Raw genomic sequence first — 15,857 nt, 5'->3', positions numbered from 1 at the left:
GAAAAACCACAGGTACTTCCTGTAAGATTATACGTGTTGTTCGCAGCCCTCGCTGCGCCGATCCTTCCTCCGTCACAGTGGACGACAAGATGGGGGATCAATGGGCTCGTCGGACTCTTACGGAAGGACGTCTTTCCGTTTTTGCTGGCTGGGGGAAGGACCACTTCCCTCGGCTCTGGACCTGCGCCGCCGAAAGTGGTGCCTGGAACCCGACCCGACCACGGGCTGCGTCGGGATTGTCAACGCCGGAGAGCTCGACAGCATCTCCTGGATGAAAGTGCTTTCCTCCTATGCCGCGACCGAACGGAGGCTGATCGTGGTCACCGGGGTGAAGCGCCCGCACGAACGTGCGACGCTAATTCAGATGGGATTCGGCGATGCGCTGCCCGACACGCTTTCGATCGAAGAACTCGATGCGCGCGCCGGTCGCGTGGCAGAATGCCTCAACTGGCTTCCCCGCCTGCGCCGGATCGGCAATCTCGAGCTCGATCTCCTCGCCCGGGAAGGATACGGCAACGGCAAGCCCCTCAATCTCAATCCGCGTGAATTCGCCCTTATCTGGCGTCTGGCCGACAGTCCCAATCGAACCGTCAGCAAGCAGGCCCTGATCCACGACGTCTGGCGCATGGGCTTCGTTCCCGAAACCAACAGCATAGCGGTCCACATGTCGCGCTTGCGGCGCAAACTGGGCTTTGCCGGCCTCGTCGGCGTCATTGAGACCGCTTCCGAAGGAGGCTACAGCCTGCGGATTGCGGAAGAGGTCAGCACCCGAGGCGCCGAGCGCGAGATCGATTCCTTGCCGCTGCTACCTCAGAACCAAGCCTCAGCCGGGCTATGAAAGTGCCGCGAGATCGGCGGGCGTATTGATATTCGGGATCGGCTTGGCGGTCTCGACCTTGCGCGCACCGATCATCTCGGCAAAGCGAAACATCGAGTGACGTTCGTCGCTGTTTAAAAGCGTCTCGAGCACTGCCGCAGCCGAGGCGGGCCATTGCCCTATCACCGGTTGTGCGGAAAGACACGCCGGTGCGGGGGACAACCGCCGCAGAAGATCGTCCGGCAAGGCGATGGCATCGACTCCGCAGCTCAGCACCGTCTCGTAGCCTTCGTCCGCCGCATGGTGCAGCGCCGCCGCCAGTCCGCCAAGCGGCCCCATTCCCGGACGCGGCCAATCGGGCACGGTCGGTGCGGGTGCCGTTTCGCGCCCCACGACGATCACATGCTCGCACATTCCCGCGAGGGCATCGACGGCCAGGGTGAGGAGCGTATGCCCATCCACTTCGGCCAGCGCCTTGTCGCTGCCAAAGCGGCTCGACATTCCGCCGGCGAGGACGGCCCCTAGTATCATAGTCATAGCTCCGCGGTTCAGGGAACGGTTCGGCAGGCATCATAGCGGCAGGAAGATGCTGAAAGAAAGGGCAGACCCACCGGGCCACTCCACGGCATGCCCCTTTCCCAGGCCTTGCCGGCAAACGCCTGCGCGCGATTTCCGGCACAACGCGCGAATCTGAGTTGCACCCCGCCCGATCCGTTGCTAGGCGCGCATTCCTCCACACGGATGGCCCGATGGCGGAGTGGTGACGCAGCGGACTGCAAATCCGTATACGCCGGTTCGATTCCGGCTCGGGCCTCCAGTACAGCTTTCCGGAGACGCTCACAGGCGTCTGCCAGGCAGCTGTTTCCGATGTCTCTCGGCCACAATCTCCAGGACAGTTCGGACCGATCTGGCCCCATCGGGGTACAATCACGGCACCGGTAAAAAGACGGCTTGATCTGGCGATCATCCCGGTGCCAGGTGGGCGCATGCTATCCCATACTCGCGCACTTGTGGCCGCTGCTGCCTTCGCTTTCGCCACGGGCAAGAAGGTTGCCGGAATCTACGATCACTCGGCAGGACGGGATCGGCGGATCGCCGCCGAGTGCCGGGGCGATCGACTGCAGGGCTTCGACGGCGACCGCGGCGTCAAGTTTGGCGGTACTCTCCCCGAACTCTACGATGCCGGCGACCGGACTTTCGTGTCGTTCGAAACCGATGGCGACAAAATACAAGGCTTCGACCGCGGCACGTCGACATTCTACACGGCACAAGTGCGCGACGGTCTCGTCCAGATCTTCGATCATGGCGAGAACGCTTGGTTCACCTATGACATCCAGAACGCCGACGCGGCCCGGAGCTATCACCGCAATTCGGGGGCCAACCTCTAACCGCAGCATCGCCTTGCACGGATGGGGTTCCGACAGAGCGAGGCGAGGATTGGCCCCGCAAGAGCTTCAGGTTCCGTCGGTGTTGACGCTGGCGATGCCGGGACGCTCGGCGCCCATGCCGGAAAAGCCGATGCAATAGCCGCCATCGACAGGCAGGATGACACCCGTCACGTAAGCCGCCTCGTCGCTGGCGAGGTAGAGCGCGGCGTTGGCGATGTCCTTGGCCAGCCCCCAGCGGCCCATCGGGATACCGGCCAGAACCGGATATTCGGCCGGAGGTTCGGCGTGGGTCTGTGAGGCTTCGACCAGACCCGTCCACATCGTGCCGGGGGCGATCGCGTTGATGCGGATATTCTGGTCGGAATAATCGAGCGCGGCGGTCTTGGTGAGCTGGTTCACACCGGCCTTGGCCGCACCGTAGACGCTGTGGTGTTTCCAGCCGACCACGCCCGAGGCACTGGTGGTGTTGACGATGGCGCCACCCCCCGTCTTGAGCATGGCGGTAATGCCGTACTTCATGCCCAGGAACGCACCCCTGATGTTGGTGGCGTGAACCTTGTCCCACGTTTCGGTCGTCTGGGTGTGCAGCGGTGCCATGGGGCCGCCGAACCCCGCATTGTTGCACAGCACGTCGAGCCGGCCGAACCTGTCCTCGGCCTTAGCGATCATCGCCTGCACATCCGCCTCGTTCGAAACGTCGCAGTGGACGCCAATGGCGTCGCCGCCGAGCGCCGCCGCCACTTCATCCTGCTTGCCCGAGATGTCGGCGAGCAGCAGCTTCGCCCCTTGCGCATGGAACAGTTCGGCCATTGCCTTGCCCATGCCGGACCCGGCACCGGTGATCACGCAGACCTTGTCCTGAAGCCTTCCGGCCATTGTTCGCTCTCCCTTGTTCAGATCATGTTTGCCGAAACCGGCCTTACGCCGAGGTATCGATGGTCGGCCGGATCGAGATTTCCGAGATGTTGGTCCGGCGCGGCATGGCGAGAATGAAGACGATGGCCTCGCCGATGTCGCGCGGCTTCACGGCGCCTTCCTTGGCGACGTGCGCCTGGATCGCCTTGCGCCAGTTGGGATCGGTGATGTTGTCGCCCACTTCGGTTTCGGTCGCACCGGGCATCAGCGTAGTGACGCGGATGTTCCGGTCGCCCAGTTCCTGCCGCATGCCATCGGTCATGAAATTGACCGCGTGCTTGCTGGCCGAATAGGCGCTGGTCATCGGCCCACCCTTGCGCCCCGCGAGCGAGGAGATGGTGATGATGTCGCCCCCGCCCTGCTCCAGCATGTGCGGCACGGCGGCAGCGCAGGTGTAGACGGTGCCCATCAGGTTGATGTCGATCACCTTGCGGTAGATTTCGGTATCGCAATTCTCGATCCCGCCGGCTTCCATGATGCCGGCCGAGTTGATGAGAATGTCGATGCTGCCGAGCTTGCTCACGGTCTCCTCGACCGCTGCGCGCGCCTGATCTTCCACGGTCATGTCGCCGGGAATGGCCAGCGCTTTGCCGCCCATCGCCTCAATCTTCTCGACCAGCCCCGCAAGGCGATCGGCACGGCGCGCCGTCATCGCCACGGTCGCTCCGGCTTCGGCAAGACACAGCGCAGCCCCTTCACCGATGCCCGAGGAGGCCCCCGTCACCAGCGCGACTTTCCCTTCGAGCGGCTTGGACATTTCAGACATTCTCCCGGCAGTTCTTGAATGGGATCCGGTCCCGGATCGTATCCATTGGCTGACGCGAGCCACCCTGAGTGTCAAGAATTTTTGCTGAACATACGTTCAAATTTCTGGAAATCGATGCCGTTTTGTATCCGATCCAGAACCGCTTGTGTCGAGCGAAGTCGAGACGCCTTAACGCGGCGCCTGAGTGTCTCGACTTCGCTCGACACGAACGGAAAGATGGAAAGACCCGATCGGGACCCCTCAGGCAATCACCAGCACCGAACGGTGAATGAAGCGCACCAGGTCGGCCTGCCCGCGCGCGCCGGTCTTGGCGTAGATACGCTTGGAATAGGTTCTGGCCGATTCGACTGTCAGCCCGAGATCGGGCGCTGCCTCACTGATGGACATGCCGCGGCTGAGCGCCAGCGCCAGCCGCGCTTCGCTGGGCGCGAGGTCGAAAAGCTGGGCGAGCTGCTCGCACCGGTCGGCGGACGACCAGTTGTCCGCATGGAGATAACAGATGATGGCCGGCGCGGCCTGGGTCGTGCCCATGCGTTGGCCGGAAGGGACCAGCAGCAGGTCCAGCCAGGGCTCCCGGCTTAGCACCAGGGCACGCGGGCGCGCCTGCGGATCGCCTTCCATGTCGCGGATGGCCGCGAGCAGTTGCCGGCGCAGTTCGGGATCGCGGGCCGTCAGCCGGCCATCCTTGCCGCGCGAGAGCCTTCCCGTCCCTTCGAGCATCTGCGTGCCGTGAACATCGGCGTCGAGCACCCGCCCTTCACTGTCGAGCGTCACCCAGCCGAAATTCATTCGTCGAACCGCTTCCTTGGCAACCGAGGCGGTCATCCGCTCGCGTTCGAGAGCGACGAAGCTGGCAAGGGCGGCGCGCATGTGTCGCGTAAGGTCTTCGAGCAGACCGTCGACTTCGGGCGCGAATTCTCCGTCGCACCGGGTGATCGTGATCCAGCCGCTGACGCCTCCAGGTTCCACGAAGCGGATCATGCGCATGTGGTTCATGCCCGACGGGACCAGCAGTTCCGACAGATAGGCATCGTGGCGCGGATCGCCGAACTGCAGCAGATCGTCGAGCCGATAGGTCTTGCCCTCCTCCATCTCGTGATAGGGCATGGGATCGAGAAGATAGAGATTTTCGCGGTAGTGCCGCGATACCGGCGCCGGAGAAGGCTGGCCGGAATAGAGGTGGATCACCCGCGCCTCGGGCGTGCCGAGCGGCAGGGGACGGAACACGAGGCTGGCATAGTCGCCCGCGACGCGCTCACGCAATACGTCGAGGAACCCACGCCAGGGCGGGTCTTCGACCAGACCTTCGATCAGCGGCGCCAGCAGCACCGCGGCATCCTCGCTCGACAACATCATGCATCCCCAAATGGGAATTTTCTTCTCCCGGCCCCTAGCCCACTAATCGGGCACGGACAACGAGGCGCACAGGAAGCATCACCACAGCGTTCCATGCTGCGACCGGGAGAGGAAGAATTGCAATGAAAGTCCAGCCAGCCGCGTTCCTTCGCACGACCCTGCCGCTCGGCATCGACATGGTCGGTGAATACGATTCGGGCCGCTACCATTCGATCTGGCTTCCCGATCACATGGTCAGCTTCTGGCCCGATTCGATCTGGACGCCCGAGTTCACCGATCTTGCCAAGGCATCGCCCAGCCCACACCGCCATTTGGACGGCATGGCGGTGAGCGCAGCGGCAGCCGTTCTGACCAAGAATACGCCGCTTGCCACCACGGTAATCGACACCGTGCGCCGCCACCCCTCGCTACTGGCGCAGAGCGCGCTGACCATCAGCCACCTGTCCAAGGGCCGTTTCATCCTGGGTCTGGGGTCCGGCGAACTTGAGAACACGGTGCCCTACGGCTTCGATTTCAAGAAGCCGGTCAGCCGCTTCGAGGAAGCGATCAAGGTCATCAAGCTGCTGTGGCATTCGGACGGCCCGGTCGATTTCGAAGGCCAGTTCTACAAGCTCGAACACGCGCGCATGGATACCGAGTTCTACGACGGCAAGGCGCCGCCGATCTGGACCGGGGCGGCCGGCCCGCGGATGCTGGGCATCACCGGGCGCGAGGCGGACGGCTGGTGGCCGGCCGGTGCCTGGACGCCCGAGGACTACGCCGCCAAGCTCAAGGTGATCCTCGATTCCGGCGACGCCGCGGGGCGCGACATGAGCCACTTCACGCCGGCGCTTACCCAGATCTGCCTGATCGGCGAGCCCGACGAAGTCGACGAAATGCTGCAGGCGCCAATGGTCAAGTCGATCATCCTGATGATCACGGCCAAGGACCTCGCCCAGTTCGGCTACGAACACCCGATGGGGCCGGACTGGCGCGGCATCATGGATTTCGATCCGGTCAAGCTCAGCCGCGAAGCCATGCTCAAGTTCTGCGACGAGATGAACCCACAGGCGATCCGCGACATCCTGCCGGTCGGCACGCCCAAGGAAGTCGCGCTCAAGATCAAGGGTTTCACCGATGCCGGCGCACGCGTCTACAAGCTGATGGAATACGGCGCCATGGGCGGCATGAAGTTCTCCGCCACATCCGCCGCCAAGGTCCGCGAGACCGAGGACGAAATTCAAAAACTGTTGGAGGCCTGATCATGCCGGAGCTCGACGCGCAGCAATTGCTGCAGCACGCCATGAACGAAACCGGCCTGTCCGACTGGGCCGACGATGGCTTTCCCGAGCGCTTCACGCTTGCCGTAAAGCACATCAACGAAATTCCGATGGACGAGGCCGGACGCAAGGCCGCGGCCGAGAACATCCACTGGCTGCTGACCGACCGGCTGAAGTTCTTCCAGGACCGCAAGGACTATCCGCTCGCAGACGAAGTAATCGACCGCCCGCTGTTCGCCACCGGCGAGCCGCGCTCGGGCACTACGCTGATGCATGCCCTGATGTCGGTCGATCCCGATGCCCGGGCATTGCGGTTCTGGGAAGTCATGCATCCCTCCCCGCCTCCGGGCGCGGTGCAGGACACCTATCCTCGCGTGATCGATCATCGGCCGGAACTGGCCGACGACGAATGGCGCGAGATCAATACCAAGATGGCCAAGTGGCTGCACTGCCATCCCTACAACGACATGCTCGGCAACGGCCTGCCCGAGGACGAACGCACCTGGGCCTTCGACTTTCGGGTGATGACACCGACGGCGTGGTGGCGCGTGCCGATGCAGAACCTGTCTTTCGGCCTGCCCACCGACCCCACGGCGCAGTACAGGATCCACAAGGCCATGTTGCAGGCCATGCAATATGGGCGCGAACCGAAATACTGGGTGCTCAAGGGCTTCCACACCACGCGCCTGAAGGAATTCTTCGAAGCCTATCCCGATGCCTCGCTGGTATGGCTGCACCGAGACCCGGTGATGGTGGCGGCCAGTTCGACGATGATGATGTCCGACATCATGGAAGGCATCGTCGGCAAGATCGACCTCGTGAAGGAAGCCAAGATGCATCTCGAACGGGTGCGCTGGTCGATCGGCAACACCATGAGCAATCCCCTGGTGGACGATCCGCGCATCCACCACGTGCTCTATCGCGACTTCGTGGCCGATCCGATCGCGACGCTCCGCGGCTACTACGAATTCGCGGGACGGCCCTTCGGCAAACGGCAGGAAGCCGCGATGCGTGATTACCTCGCCAACAACAAGGGCGACCGGCACGGCAAGTTCCACTACTCGACCCAGGTGCTCGTCGATGCGGGATTCGACATCGACGAACTCAACAAGGAGTTCGCGCCGTTCCGCGAACGCTTCGGCGTGCCGATAGAGGTGCGGAAGTGACCTGAATGCATCCCCGCGTCTGCCTTCATCAGGTCGCCTTCATGGCGGAGCCCACGGCAGCGTTCGTCGCGTTTTGCCGCGACATCGAGGTCGGGCATTGCACGCTCGTCACGCCCAAGCTCGGGCAACCGGGAGAACTGGAAGCCGCGCGCAGCGCGCTTGCCGAAACCGGAGTGAAGGCGGGTTGCATAAACCACCCCTTCGCCATGCGCCCCGACCTCGAGCGTGACAGCGGAGACGCCACGGCAGGCCTGCTGCAGGCCATCGACATGGCCGCCGATCTGGGCGCGCCCTCGATCTATCTGGTGACCGGCGGACGCGGCGGCCTGTCATGGGAAGCGGCGGCGGCGCGTTTTGCCGACCTGATCGCCCCCTGCCGCGAGGCTGCACAGAAAAAGGGCGTGGCGCTGCTGGTCGAAAATGCCTCCGCGCTCAATGTCGACATCCATATCGCCCATACCCTGCCCGATACGACCCGGCTCGCCCGCGTGGCCGGGATCGGCGTCTGCATCGATATCCAGCCCTGCTGGATGGAAGCCGGGCTGAGGGAGAACATCGCCGCGGCCATGCCGCTGACCGGGCTCGTGCAGGTCAGTGACTACGTGCTCGGCGATCGCACGGCTCCCAACCGCGCCGTTCCGGGCGATGGCGCGGTGCCGTTGGAACGCATCATCGGCGACATTCTGGAGCTCGGCTACGGGGGGCTGTTCGACCTCGAACTCGTCGGCCCGCGCATCGAAGAGGAAGGCGCGCGGGCAGCCAGCGAGCGCGCCGCCGATTACCTATCCAACCTGCTGACGAAACTGGGAGCCTGACCATGGCCTATGGCGACGCCCCTGCCGACAAGGACCTCAAGGCCGCTTGGGACCGCTTCTGCGACGATCTCAAGCGGGCCGGATCCTATGCCTTCAAGGATGCCAATCCGGCCAATCCGCTGCAACGCGCCGATGCCTTCCGGTTCCTGACGCAGAACCTCGGCCAGGCGTTCGATCTCGCGCTGGAAACCAAGGACCCGGCCTTCCCGCAGATCCACTACTTCACCACGCCGACGATGAAGCTGGGCGGGGACGTCGCCGACTTCACCTACCGGCAGGCCTGGATCTCCGGCGAGCACGCCTATCGCCTGACCGGCAAGCGCGGCACTGCCCGCTGGCTCAACATCACGGTACAGGGCCCGCGCCCGGAGAAGATCCCCGGGACCGACTGGCCCAGCCTGCACGAGCCCTTCGGCGACATTCCCGAATGCAACATCCTCGGCTCGCAGATCGAGACCGATGCCGAAGGTAACTTCGAGCTGTTCATCGGCGGCGAGGAGCGCGCGGCCAACTGGCTGCCCACCACGCCCGGAACCCGCAAGCTGTTCATCCGCGAGGCTTTCGATGCCTGGGGCGAGACCCCGACGACGCTGTCGATCGAACGCGTCGGCATGGCGCAGCCGCGCCCGATGCCCTCACCCGGACGGATGACCGAAGCCATGGACTGGGCCGGCCGCTTCGTTTCCGATCTCATGGAACAATGGCCCGAGCACTCGTGGATGACCTCGCGCGGGGTCTGCGATCCCGATCAGCTCAACGCCTTTCCCGCCGACAAGTCCGCCAACGATGCCTCCGACGCCAAGCGCGGGCGCATGGCCGCGCACATGATCTGGCGCCTCCAGCCCGACGAAGCCCTGATTGTCGAAATGGACATGCACGACGGGTTCTGGATCTTCGGCATGGGCGGTGCCTTCATGGGATCGATGGACTTCCTCCACCGCCCGGTGAGCTATACGCCGGCGCGCACCAGCGTGGACGCCGACAACGTCGTTCGTTTCGTCATGGCCCATGACGATCCCGGCGTGCACAACTGGCTCGACACGCAGGGCTTCAGCGACGGCAACCTCACCTATCGCAACCTGATGAGCCAGAACCCGGCCAGCTTCCGCACCCGGCTGGTGAAACGTGCGGAGGTGATGGACCACCTGCCCGCGGGCACGGCAACTGTCACGCCCGAGCAGCGCGCCGCCATGCTGCTGGAACGCTACCGCGCAATCAAGCTGCGCTTCGGGATCTGATCCCTGCTTGTCCCTACTCGCCATGCATCGCCGGGATTGGTTCCGGCCCGCGCGATCCCTTGCGCATCAGCAACGCCAATGGCGCGGCAAGCACCGCCAGGATGAGGATCGCACGGTAGGAATTGACGTAGGCGACCATGGCCGCCTGCCGGCCGATCTCTCCCATTATCGTCTGCACGCCGGGGACATTCGTCACGTCGAAGTCCGGCATGCTCCATGCGATCACCGGGTTGTCCGCCCGTACCCGCTCCACGAGATGCGATTGCACTTGCGCCTGATCGCGAATTGTCGCGGCCTGGATCAGCGAGATGCCCGCCGCGCCCGACAGGTTGCGCACCAGTGTGAAGATCGTCGAACCCTCGTTGCGATGTTCTCTCGGCAGCGTCGAAAAGACGATCATCGTCAGCGGCAGGAACAGAAGGCCCGAGCCGCAGCCCTGCAGAAAGGTGACGAACCCCATTCGCGCCTGGCTGACCTCGAGCGACATCGATGACAGCAGCGACAGGCTGCCGACCAGCAAGGCCATTCCCACGAAGATGAGGTAGCGCGCATCGATCACCGAAACGAGACGTCCCACCACCATGATCGTCAGGAGATTGCCGATCGCCCGCGGGGTGGAGATCAGACCGGCCAGCAGCACCGGGTAGCCCAGCAACTGCTGCATCATGCTGGTCATGATCGGGATCACGCCGGTCAGGAATATGCCGGTGACAGCGGAGAGGACCGTGCCGAGCAGGAAGTTGCGATCCTTGAAGATCACCGGCTTGATGAACGGATCGCGCGCCGTCAGCATGTGCACCACCGCGATATAGGCGAACAGGCCGGCGACGGTTGCCTCGATGCAGATTTCTGTGGAATCGAACCAGTCGAGCATCTGACCGCGATCGAGCATGAGCTGGAACGCCGCGATTGCAATCGAGACGAATGCGAATCCGCGCGCGTCGAAAGGACTGGCCCGGCTCAGATGCACTTCTCTCGCGAAGATCATCAGCCCCAGGAACGCGATCACGCCGACCGGCGCATTGACCAGAAAGATCGATCGCCACGATACGTATTCGGTCAGCCAGCCGCCCAGGATCGGCCCCATCATCGGCCCAAGCAGCGTGCCCATGCCGAAGGCGGCAATTGCGGGACCCTGCTTTTCCGGCGGATTGATGTCGAGCAGCAGGACCTGGCTGAGCGGCACCAGGCTGGCACCCGAAAAGCCCTGCACGACGCGCGCGAAGACCAGGAACTCCAGTGTGGGCGCGAGGCCGCAAGCGACCGAACTGAGCGTGAAGCCCACCACGGACAGCGCCATGACCCGCACACGCCCGAAATGGTCCGCCAACCAGCCTGCCAGCGGCGTGGCGATGGCGCCGGCCAGCAGGTAGGAGGTCAACACCCACGCGATCTGGTCCTGCGATGCGCCCAACGCGCTCTGTATATGCGGCAGGGCGATCACCGCGATGGTGCCGTCGAGCGTCACCATCAGCACCGCCAGGATCGTCGCGCCCGTGATCAACAGCCGGCGCGAAGGATCGGGATAACTCGCGCTGTCCATGGGCCCCGGAAATATTCCTAAGCGTGCTTAGTATAGCTTGCATGCGCGAGCACGCCGGACAAGCGTCAAAAAGGCAGCATCGCGCCGCCGATAGGACTCAGTACCCCTTCCATGCCGGCTTGCGCTTCTCGGCAAAGGCGCGCGGGCCTTCCTGCGCATCGTCGGAATTGTAGGCCAACTCGTGCGCGGCGCGGGCAGCCTGCAGGGCCGCGCCGCGGCCCATCTCGGTGGAGAGCATTACCGTTTCACGGGCGGCCTTCACGGAAAGCGGTGCGCCCTCAAGCACTTCCCTGGCCAGTTCAATGGCAGCATCGAGTGCACCACCGGGTTCGGTCAGGCGATTGACCAGACCGATCTCGTAAGCGCGTTCGGCCGTGATCGGCTTTCCGGTCAGCACGATCTCCATGAAGATGCGCTGCGGGATCATGTGGATCAGCGGTGCCGCCCATGGGCTACCGCGCCCAACCTTGACCTCGGTGATCGCGAACTTGGCATTGGTGCTGGCGACGCACAGGTCGCAGGCCTGCGCGATCATCCAGCCGCCCGCCATGGCATGGCCATTGACCGCGGCGATGGTCGGCTTGCTCAGTTCGATGCTGTCGTAGGGCAGCGGAAACATGTCGCGCGGCGGGACTTTCATGCCCGTCTCGACCATTTCCTTGAGATCACCGCCCGCGCAGAAGGCTTTATCGCCGCTGCCGGTGAGGATGGCGATGCGCATGGCATCGTCCGCCTCGAACCGCGCCCAGGCCTCGCGCAGCCCCTCGCGCACGTCGCGACTAAGGCAGTTGCGCTGCTCCGGGCGGTTGATGGTCAGAATCGCGATGCCGTCTTCGCGGGCATCGTAAAGGACGGCATCGGTCATTCATTCCTCCCTGCCTCCCCCTCAATGGGGGAGGGATATCTATCCACCCGCAACTAAAGCTCACCCAATATTCGTCGCCCCCGCGAAGGCGGGGGCCCCGCTCCCTTTTTCTTACGTCACGCCACAATAAGCGGGATCCCCGCCTGCGCGGGGATGACGAGGGAAAGGGAGATGAACTTCGGTTCCATCATACTAGAACCCGCGCTTGGCGACTTCGTGGGCCGTGCGGTCCAGTTCCTCGCGGAAGTCCGGGTGCGCAATGGCGACGAGACGCCGCGCGCGCTCGGCCAGCGACTGGCCCTTGAGCTCTGCCGCACCAAATTCGGTAACGACGACGTCGACTTCGGTGCGCGCAGAGGTAACGGGACCGCCCAGCTTCGGCACGATCTTGCTCAGCGTGCCGCCCTTCGCCGTCGCGCCCAGCACCATCAGCGAAGCGCCGCCCGGCGAACGCGCGCCGGCGCGCACGAAGTCCACCTGGCCGCCGGTCCCGCCGACATAGGCATTGCCCACCTGCTCGGCATTGACCTGCCCGGTGAGATCGACCTCGACCGCCGAGTTGATCGTGACGAGGCGCGAGAGCTTGCCCAGCACGCCGGCATCGTGGGTGTAGCTGGTGGGCGTCATGCGGATCGACGGATTGTTGTGCGCCCAGTCGTAGAGCCGCTTGGTGCCGATCAGCGCGCCATTGATCGAAACGCCGGTGTCGATCTCCTTGCGGGCATTGGTCATCACGCCCGCCTCGGCCAGTTCGACGAGACCGTCGCCCAGCATCCCCGAGTGCACGCCCAGATCCTTGCGGTCGTGCAGCAGGCGCAGGATCGCATCGGGCACCGCGCCGACGCCGGTCTGGATCACCGAGCCGTCGCCGATGTATTCGGCGCAGAACTTCGCGATGGCCTCGTCGGTGGGGCCGATCTTGGCGGGCGCGACTTCGACCGGGGTACGGCTGACTGTCACCGCCACGTCGATAGCGCTGCCGGGGATCAGTTCGCCCGGCACATAAGGGACCTGTTCGTTGACTTCGGCGATCACCACGCGCGCCTTGTCCACCGCCGCGCGCACATAGTCGGAGATGAGGCCGCAGGAGTGATTGCCCTCGGCATCCGCCGGGCTGACCTGGATCATCGCCACGTCGCAGGGCATCACGCCCCATTCGATCAGTGGCGCGACCTGGCTGACGTGAACGGGGATCACGTCGAGCAGGTTGGCCTTGGTCATTGAACGCAGCGCGCCGATCGCGCCCATGCTGGACAGGCGGAATGCACTCGCGGTTTCCGGCGTAAACAGGCCCGAAAAGCTGGTGGCGATGAATGCGCCGAGGTCGCCGATGGCCGGCCCTTGCGCGATCAACGCTTCCACCAGCGTGGTTGGCTCGCCGCAGGCCTGACCGAAGACCACGCGGTCCCCAGGCTTGAGGTACTTGGAAAGGTCCAGCGCCTCAGGGGTGACGACGTCGGTCACAGCTTGCCTGCCTGCTTCAGCAGTCGCTCGGCACGCGCGAGGTAGGGGCGATCGAGCATGCCGCCCTTCCAGCCAATCGCGCCCACGCCGGGGTTCGCGGCGAAGACGTCGACGATTTCCTGCGCTTCGGCGATTTCCTCGTCGGTGGGCGTGAAGGCGGCGTTGATCACGGGGATCTGCGCCGGGTGGATCGCCAGCATGCCGCCATAACCGTCGCGACGGACCTTCTCGGCGCGGGCCTTGAGCGCATCGAGATCGCGGAAGTCGGCGCTGATCGTCTCGATCGCGGTCACGCCCGCCGTCGCCGCGCCCATCACGCAGAAGCTGCGCGCCATTTCATAGGTGAAGGAATAGGACCCGTCCGGATTGCGGTTGGACGAGGCGCCGATCGAATCCGCCAGATCCTCCGCGCCCCAGGTCAGTGCAACCACGCGCGGGCAGCCCTTGTAGTCGCCCCAGTGGAACATGGCCTCGGCGGTTTCGGTCATCAGCACGATCAGCGGGGTGGAGCCCTGCTCGATGCCGTTGGCGACCTCGAACGCCTCCAGATACTTGTCGAGCGTCTCCACGTCCTGCCGGCCGTAGACCTTGGGCAGCATGATCCCGCCCGGATGCGCAGGCATCACGGCCGCCAGATCGAGCAGCGTGTAAGGCCCGTCGAGCGGGTTCACGCGCACCCACAGGCGGTGGCGCTGCTGAGGGTTGGCCTTGATGAAATCGTGCACCATTGGCCGGGCATTGGCCTTGTTGTCGATGGCGACCGCGTCTTCGAGGTCGATAAGGACGATGTCGGCCTCGCCCTCCATCGCCTTGGTCATCTTCTTTTCGCTGTCGCCCGGCGCGAAGAGCCAGGAGCGGGCGGAGATGGGTTCGTGCTGGATGGGCATCCTCTTCCTTTCACGTCATCCCAGCGAAGGCCGGGATCGCGGGCAGCCAGGCCGCGCGTTGCCGAGAGCGATCCCGGCCTTCGCCGGGATGACGGCCTTGTTCAATAGCTTTTCGGCAGTTCCAGCACGCGCTCGGCGATGTAGTTCATGATCTGGTGCGGGCTGACCGGGGCGATGCGCGGGATCATCACTTCGCGCAGATAGCGCTCGACGTGGTACTCCTGGGCATAGCCCATGCCGCCCATCGACATGACCGCCGTCTGGCAGGCTTCGTATCCGGCCTCTGCCGCAAGGAACTTGGCGGAGTTGGCCTCGGCGCCGCAATCCTCGCCCTTGTCGAAAAGCGTGGCGGCCTTGAGGACCATGAGGCTCGCGGCCTCGACCTGCATCCATGCCTTGGCCAGCGGGTGCTGGATGCCCTGGTTCTGGCCGATCGGGCGGCCGAACACGACGCGTTCGCGGGCATAGCGCGCGGCCTTCTGGATCGCGACGCGCCCCAGACCGGTCGCCTCGGCGCCGAGCAGCACGCGTTCGGGATTGAGGCCTTGCAGCAGGATCTTGAAGCCCTGCCCCTCCTCGCCGATGCGGTCTTCCTCGGGAATGAACAGGTCGGTGATAAACAGCATGTTCGAGCCCACCGCGTGGCGGCCCATCTTCGGGATCAACTGGTGCTCGATGTGCTCGCGGTCGAGCTTGGTATAGAACAGTGTCAGGCCCTCGGTCTTGCGCTTCACCTGATCGAGCGGCGTGGTGCGCGCGATGAGCAGCATCTTGTCCGCCACGTGCGCATTGGTGATCCAGATCTTCTCGCCGTTGACCTTATAGCCACCCTCGACCTTGTCGGCGCGGGTCTTGAGGCTGGTGGTGTCGAGACCGGTGTTGGGCTCGGTCACGGCAAAGCACATCTTCTCCTCGCCCGACAGGATCGGCGGGATCATGCGCTGCTGCTGCTGCTCGGTGCCGAACAGGATCACCGGCTCAAGCCCGAAGACCGGTCCGTGGATCGCCGAGGCCGCAGTCATGCCGCCGCCACTCTCGGCCACCGCCTGCATCATGACCGCCGCTTCGGTAATGCCGAGCCCGGCACCGCCGACCGATTCGGGCATGGCCACGCCGAGCCAGCCGGCCTCCGCCATCGCCATGTGGAATTCGAACGGGAATTCGCCGCTGCGATCCTTTTCCAGCCAGTACTCGTCGGAGAACTGCGAGCAGTGCTTCAGGACAGCTTCGCGAATATTCTGCTGGTCTTCGTTGAGTGAGAAATCCACGGAACTCGGCCTTTCCTCTGCACAGGCGCCGCGCGGCGGGCGCGGACCTTCCCGGTTTCGCTTCGGTTTGAGCGTGGACGGGAATTAGCAGCGCAAGGCGCACTGCACAA

At 64.3% G+C, this 15,857-nt stretch carries 15 protein-coding genes and 1 tRNA gene; 7 read left to right on the top strand and 9 right to left on the bottom strand.

Annotated features, from left to right (window positions below; translation table 11 throughout):
• The first annotated feature begins 271 nt into the window (after positions 1–271).
• Complete coding sequence (locus LK12_RS06925; protein WP_052223230.1) at positions 272–838, top strand: winged helix-turn-helix domain-containing protein; 567 nt, start codon at positions 272–274, stop codon at positions 836–838.
• On the opposite strand, the gene mobA is transcribed toward LK12_RS06925, so the two are convergent.
• The gene (gene mobA, locus LK12_RS06920; protein WP_039280986.1) at positions 833–1,348 is read right to left on the bottom strand and encodes a molybdenum cofactor guanylyltransferase; all 516 of its coding nucleotides are present in this window, start codon (positions 1,346–1,348) and stop codon (positions 833–835) included. The two genes, LK12_RS06925 and mobA, sit on opposite strands and share 6 nt — an antisense overlap.
• A 212-nt stretch (positions 1,349–1,560) precedes the next feature.
• Between mobA and LK12_RS06915 the strand changes: the two genes are divergently transcribed.
• Positions 1,561–1,634, top strand: a tRNA-Cys gene (locus LK12_RS06915).
• Between the two features lie 169 nt (positions 1,635–1,803).
• Positions 1,804–2,205: a hypothetical protein gene (locus LK12_RS06910; RefSeq protein WP_039280984.1), complete on the top strand. Its 402-nt coding sequence runs from the start codon at positions 1,804–1,806 to the stop codon at positions 2,203–2,205.
• 66 nt (positions 2,206–2,271) lie between these two features.
• On the opposite strand, the gene LK12_RS06905 is transcribed toward LK12_RS06910, so the two are convergent.
• The 3 genes from LK12_RS06905 to LK12_RS06895 all read right to left on the bottom strand — a co-directional run bounded on the left by LK12_RS06905 (position 2,272) and on the right by LK12_RS06895 (position 5,242).
• On the bottom strand, positions 2,272–3,081 hold the full coding sequence (locus tag LK12_RS06905) for an SDR family NAD(P)-dependent oxidoreductase (protein ID WP_039280982.1): 810 nt from the start codon (positions 3,079–3,081) through the stop codon (positions 2,272–2,274).
• A 43-nt stretch (positions 3,082–3,124) separates the two neighbouring features.
• Positions 3,125–3,877: an SDR family oxidoreductase gene (locus LK12_RS06900; protein WP_331454131.1), complete on the bottom strand. Its 753-nt coding sequence runs from the start codon at positions 3,875–3,877 to the stop codon at positions 3,125–3,127.
• A gap of 249 nt (positions 3,878–4,126) precedes the next feature.
• The gene (locus LK12_RS06895; RefSeq protein WP_052223229.1) at positions 4,127–5,242 is read right to left on the bottom strand and encodes a helix-turn-helix transcriptional regulator; all 1,116 of its coding nucleotides are present in this window, start codon (positions 5,240–5,242) and stop codon (positions 4,127–4,129) included.
• Positions 5,243–5,364: 122 nt separating this feature from the next.
• Between LK12_RS06895 and LK12_RS06890 the strand changes: the two genes are divergently transcribed.
• Genes LK12_RS06890 through LK12_RS06875 form a run of 4 tightly spaced genes read left to right on the top strand, consistent with a single transcriptional unit; the run spans position 5,365 to position 9,720 of the window.
• Positions 5,365–6,483, top strand: a complete 1,119-nt coding sequence (locus LK12_RS06890; protein ID WP_039280978.1) for an LLM class flavin-dependent oxidoreductase — start codon at positions 5,365–5,367, stop codon at positions 6,481–6,483.
• 2 nt (positions 6,484–6,485) lie between these two features.
• On the top strand, positions 6,486–7,667 hold the full coding sequence (locus tag LK12_RS06885) for a sulfotransferase family protein (protein WP_039280976.1): 1,182 nt from the start codon (positions 6,486–6,488) through the stop codon (positions 7,665–7,667).
• Positions 7,668–7,708: 41 nt separating this feature from the next.
• Positions 7,709–8,482 carry a sugar phosphate isomerase/epimerase family protein gene (locus LK12_RS06880; protein ID WP_231568264.1) on the top strand — a complete coding sequence of 258 codons (774 nt, stop codon included), beginning with the start codon at positions 7,709–7,711 and terminating at the stop codon, positions 8,480–8,482.
• 2 nt (positions 8,483–8,484) lie between these two features.
• A complete protein-coding gene (locus tag LK12_RS06875; protein WP_039280971.1) occupies positions 8,485–9,720 on the top strand; it encodes a DUF1214 domain-containing protein in 1,236 nt (411 codons plus the stop codon).
• Between the two features lie 13 nt (positions 9,721–9,733).
• Here LK12_RS06875 and LK12_RS06870 read toward each other — a convergent pair whose 3' ends face one another.
• The 5 genes from LK12_RS06870 to LK12_RS06850 form a co-directional block, all read right to left on the bottom strand.
• The gene (locus LK12_RS06870; RefSeq protein WP_039280969.1) at positions 9,734–11,263 is read right to left on the bottom strand and encodes a DHA2 family efflux MFS transporter permease subunit; all 1,530 of its coding nucleotides are present in this window, start codon (positions 11,261–11,263) and stop codon (positions 9,734–9,736) included.
• Positions 11,264–11,360: 97 nt separating this feature from the next.
• On the bottom strand, positions 11,361–12,128 hold the full coding sequence (locus LK12_RS06865) for an enoyl-CoA hydratase/isomerase family protein (protein ID WP_039280966.1): 768 nt from the start codon (positions 12,126–12,128) through the stop codon (positions 11,361–11,363).
• A 192-nt stretch (positions 12,129–12,320) separates the two neighbouring features.
• Positions 12,321–13,592 carry an acetyl-CoA hydrolase/transferase family protein gene (locus LK12_RS06860; RefSeq protein ID WP_197063484.1) on the bottom strand — a complete coding sequence of 424 codons (1,272 nt, stop codon included), beginning with the start codon at positions 13,590–13,592 and terminating at the stop codon, positions 12,321–12,323.
• Positions 13,589–14,479, bottom strand: coding sequence for an HpcH/HpaI aldolase/citrate lyase family protein (locus LK12_RS06855; RefSeq protein WP_039280964.1), 891 nt, complete (start codon positions 14,477–14,479; stop codon positions 13,589–13,591). Before LK12_RS06855 ends, LK12_RS06860 begins: the two co-directional genes overlap by 4 nt.
• A 101-nt stretch (positions 14,480–14,580) precedes the next feature.
• Positions 14,581–15,747 (bottom strand): acyl-CoA dehydrogenase family protein, encoded by a 1,167-nt coding sequence (locus LK12_RS06850; protein ID WP_039280963.1) that lies wholly within the window; start codon positions 15,745–15,747, stop codon positions 14,581–14,583.
• Positions 15,748–15,857: the final 110 nt, after the last annotated feature.

The organism is Novosphingobium malaysiense (assembly GCF_000802225.1).
Lineage (GTDB): Bacteria > Pseudomonadota > Alphaproteobacteria > Sphingomonadales > Sphingomonadaceae > Novosphingobium > Novosphingobium malaysiense.
This window is presented reverse-complemented; position numbering and strand designations above follow the sequence as displayed.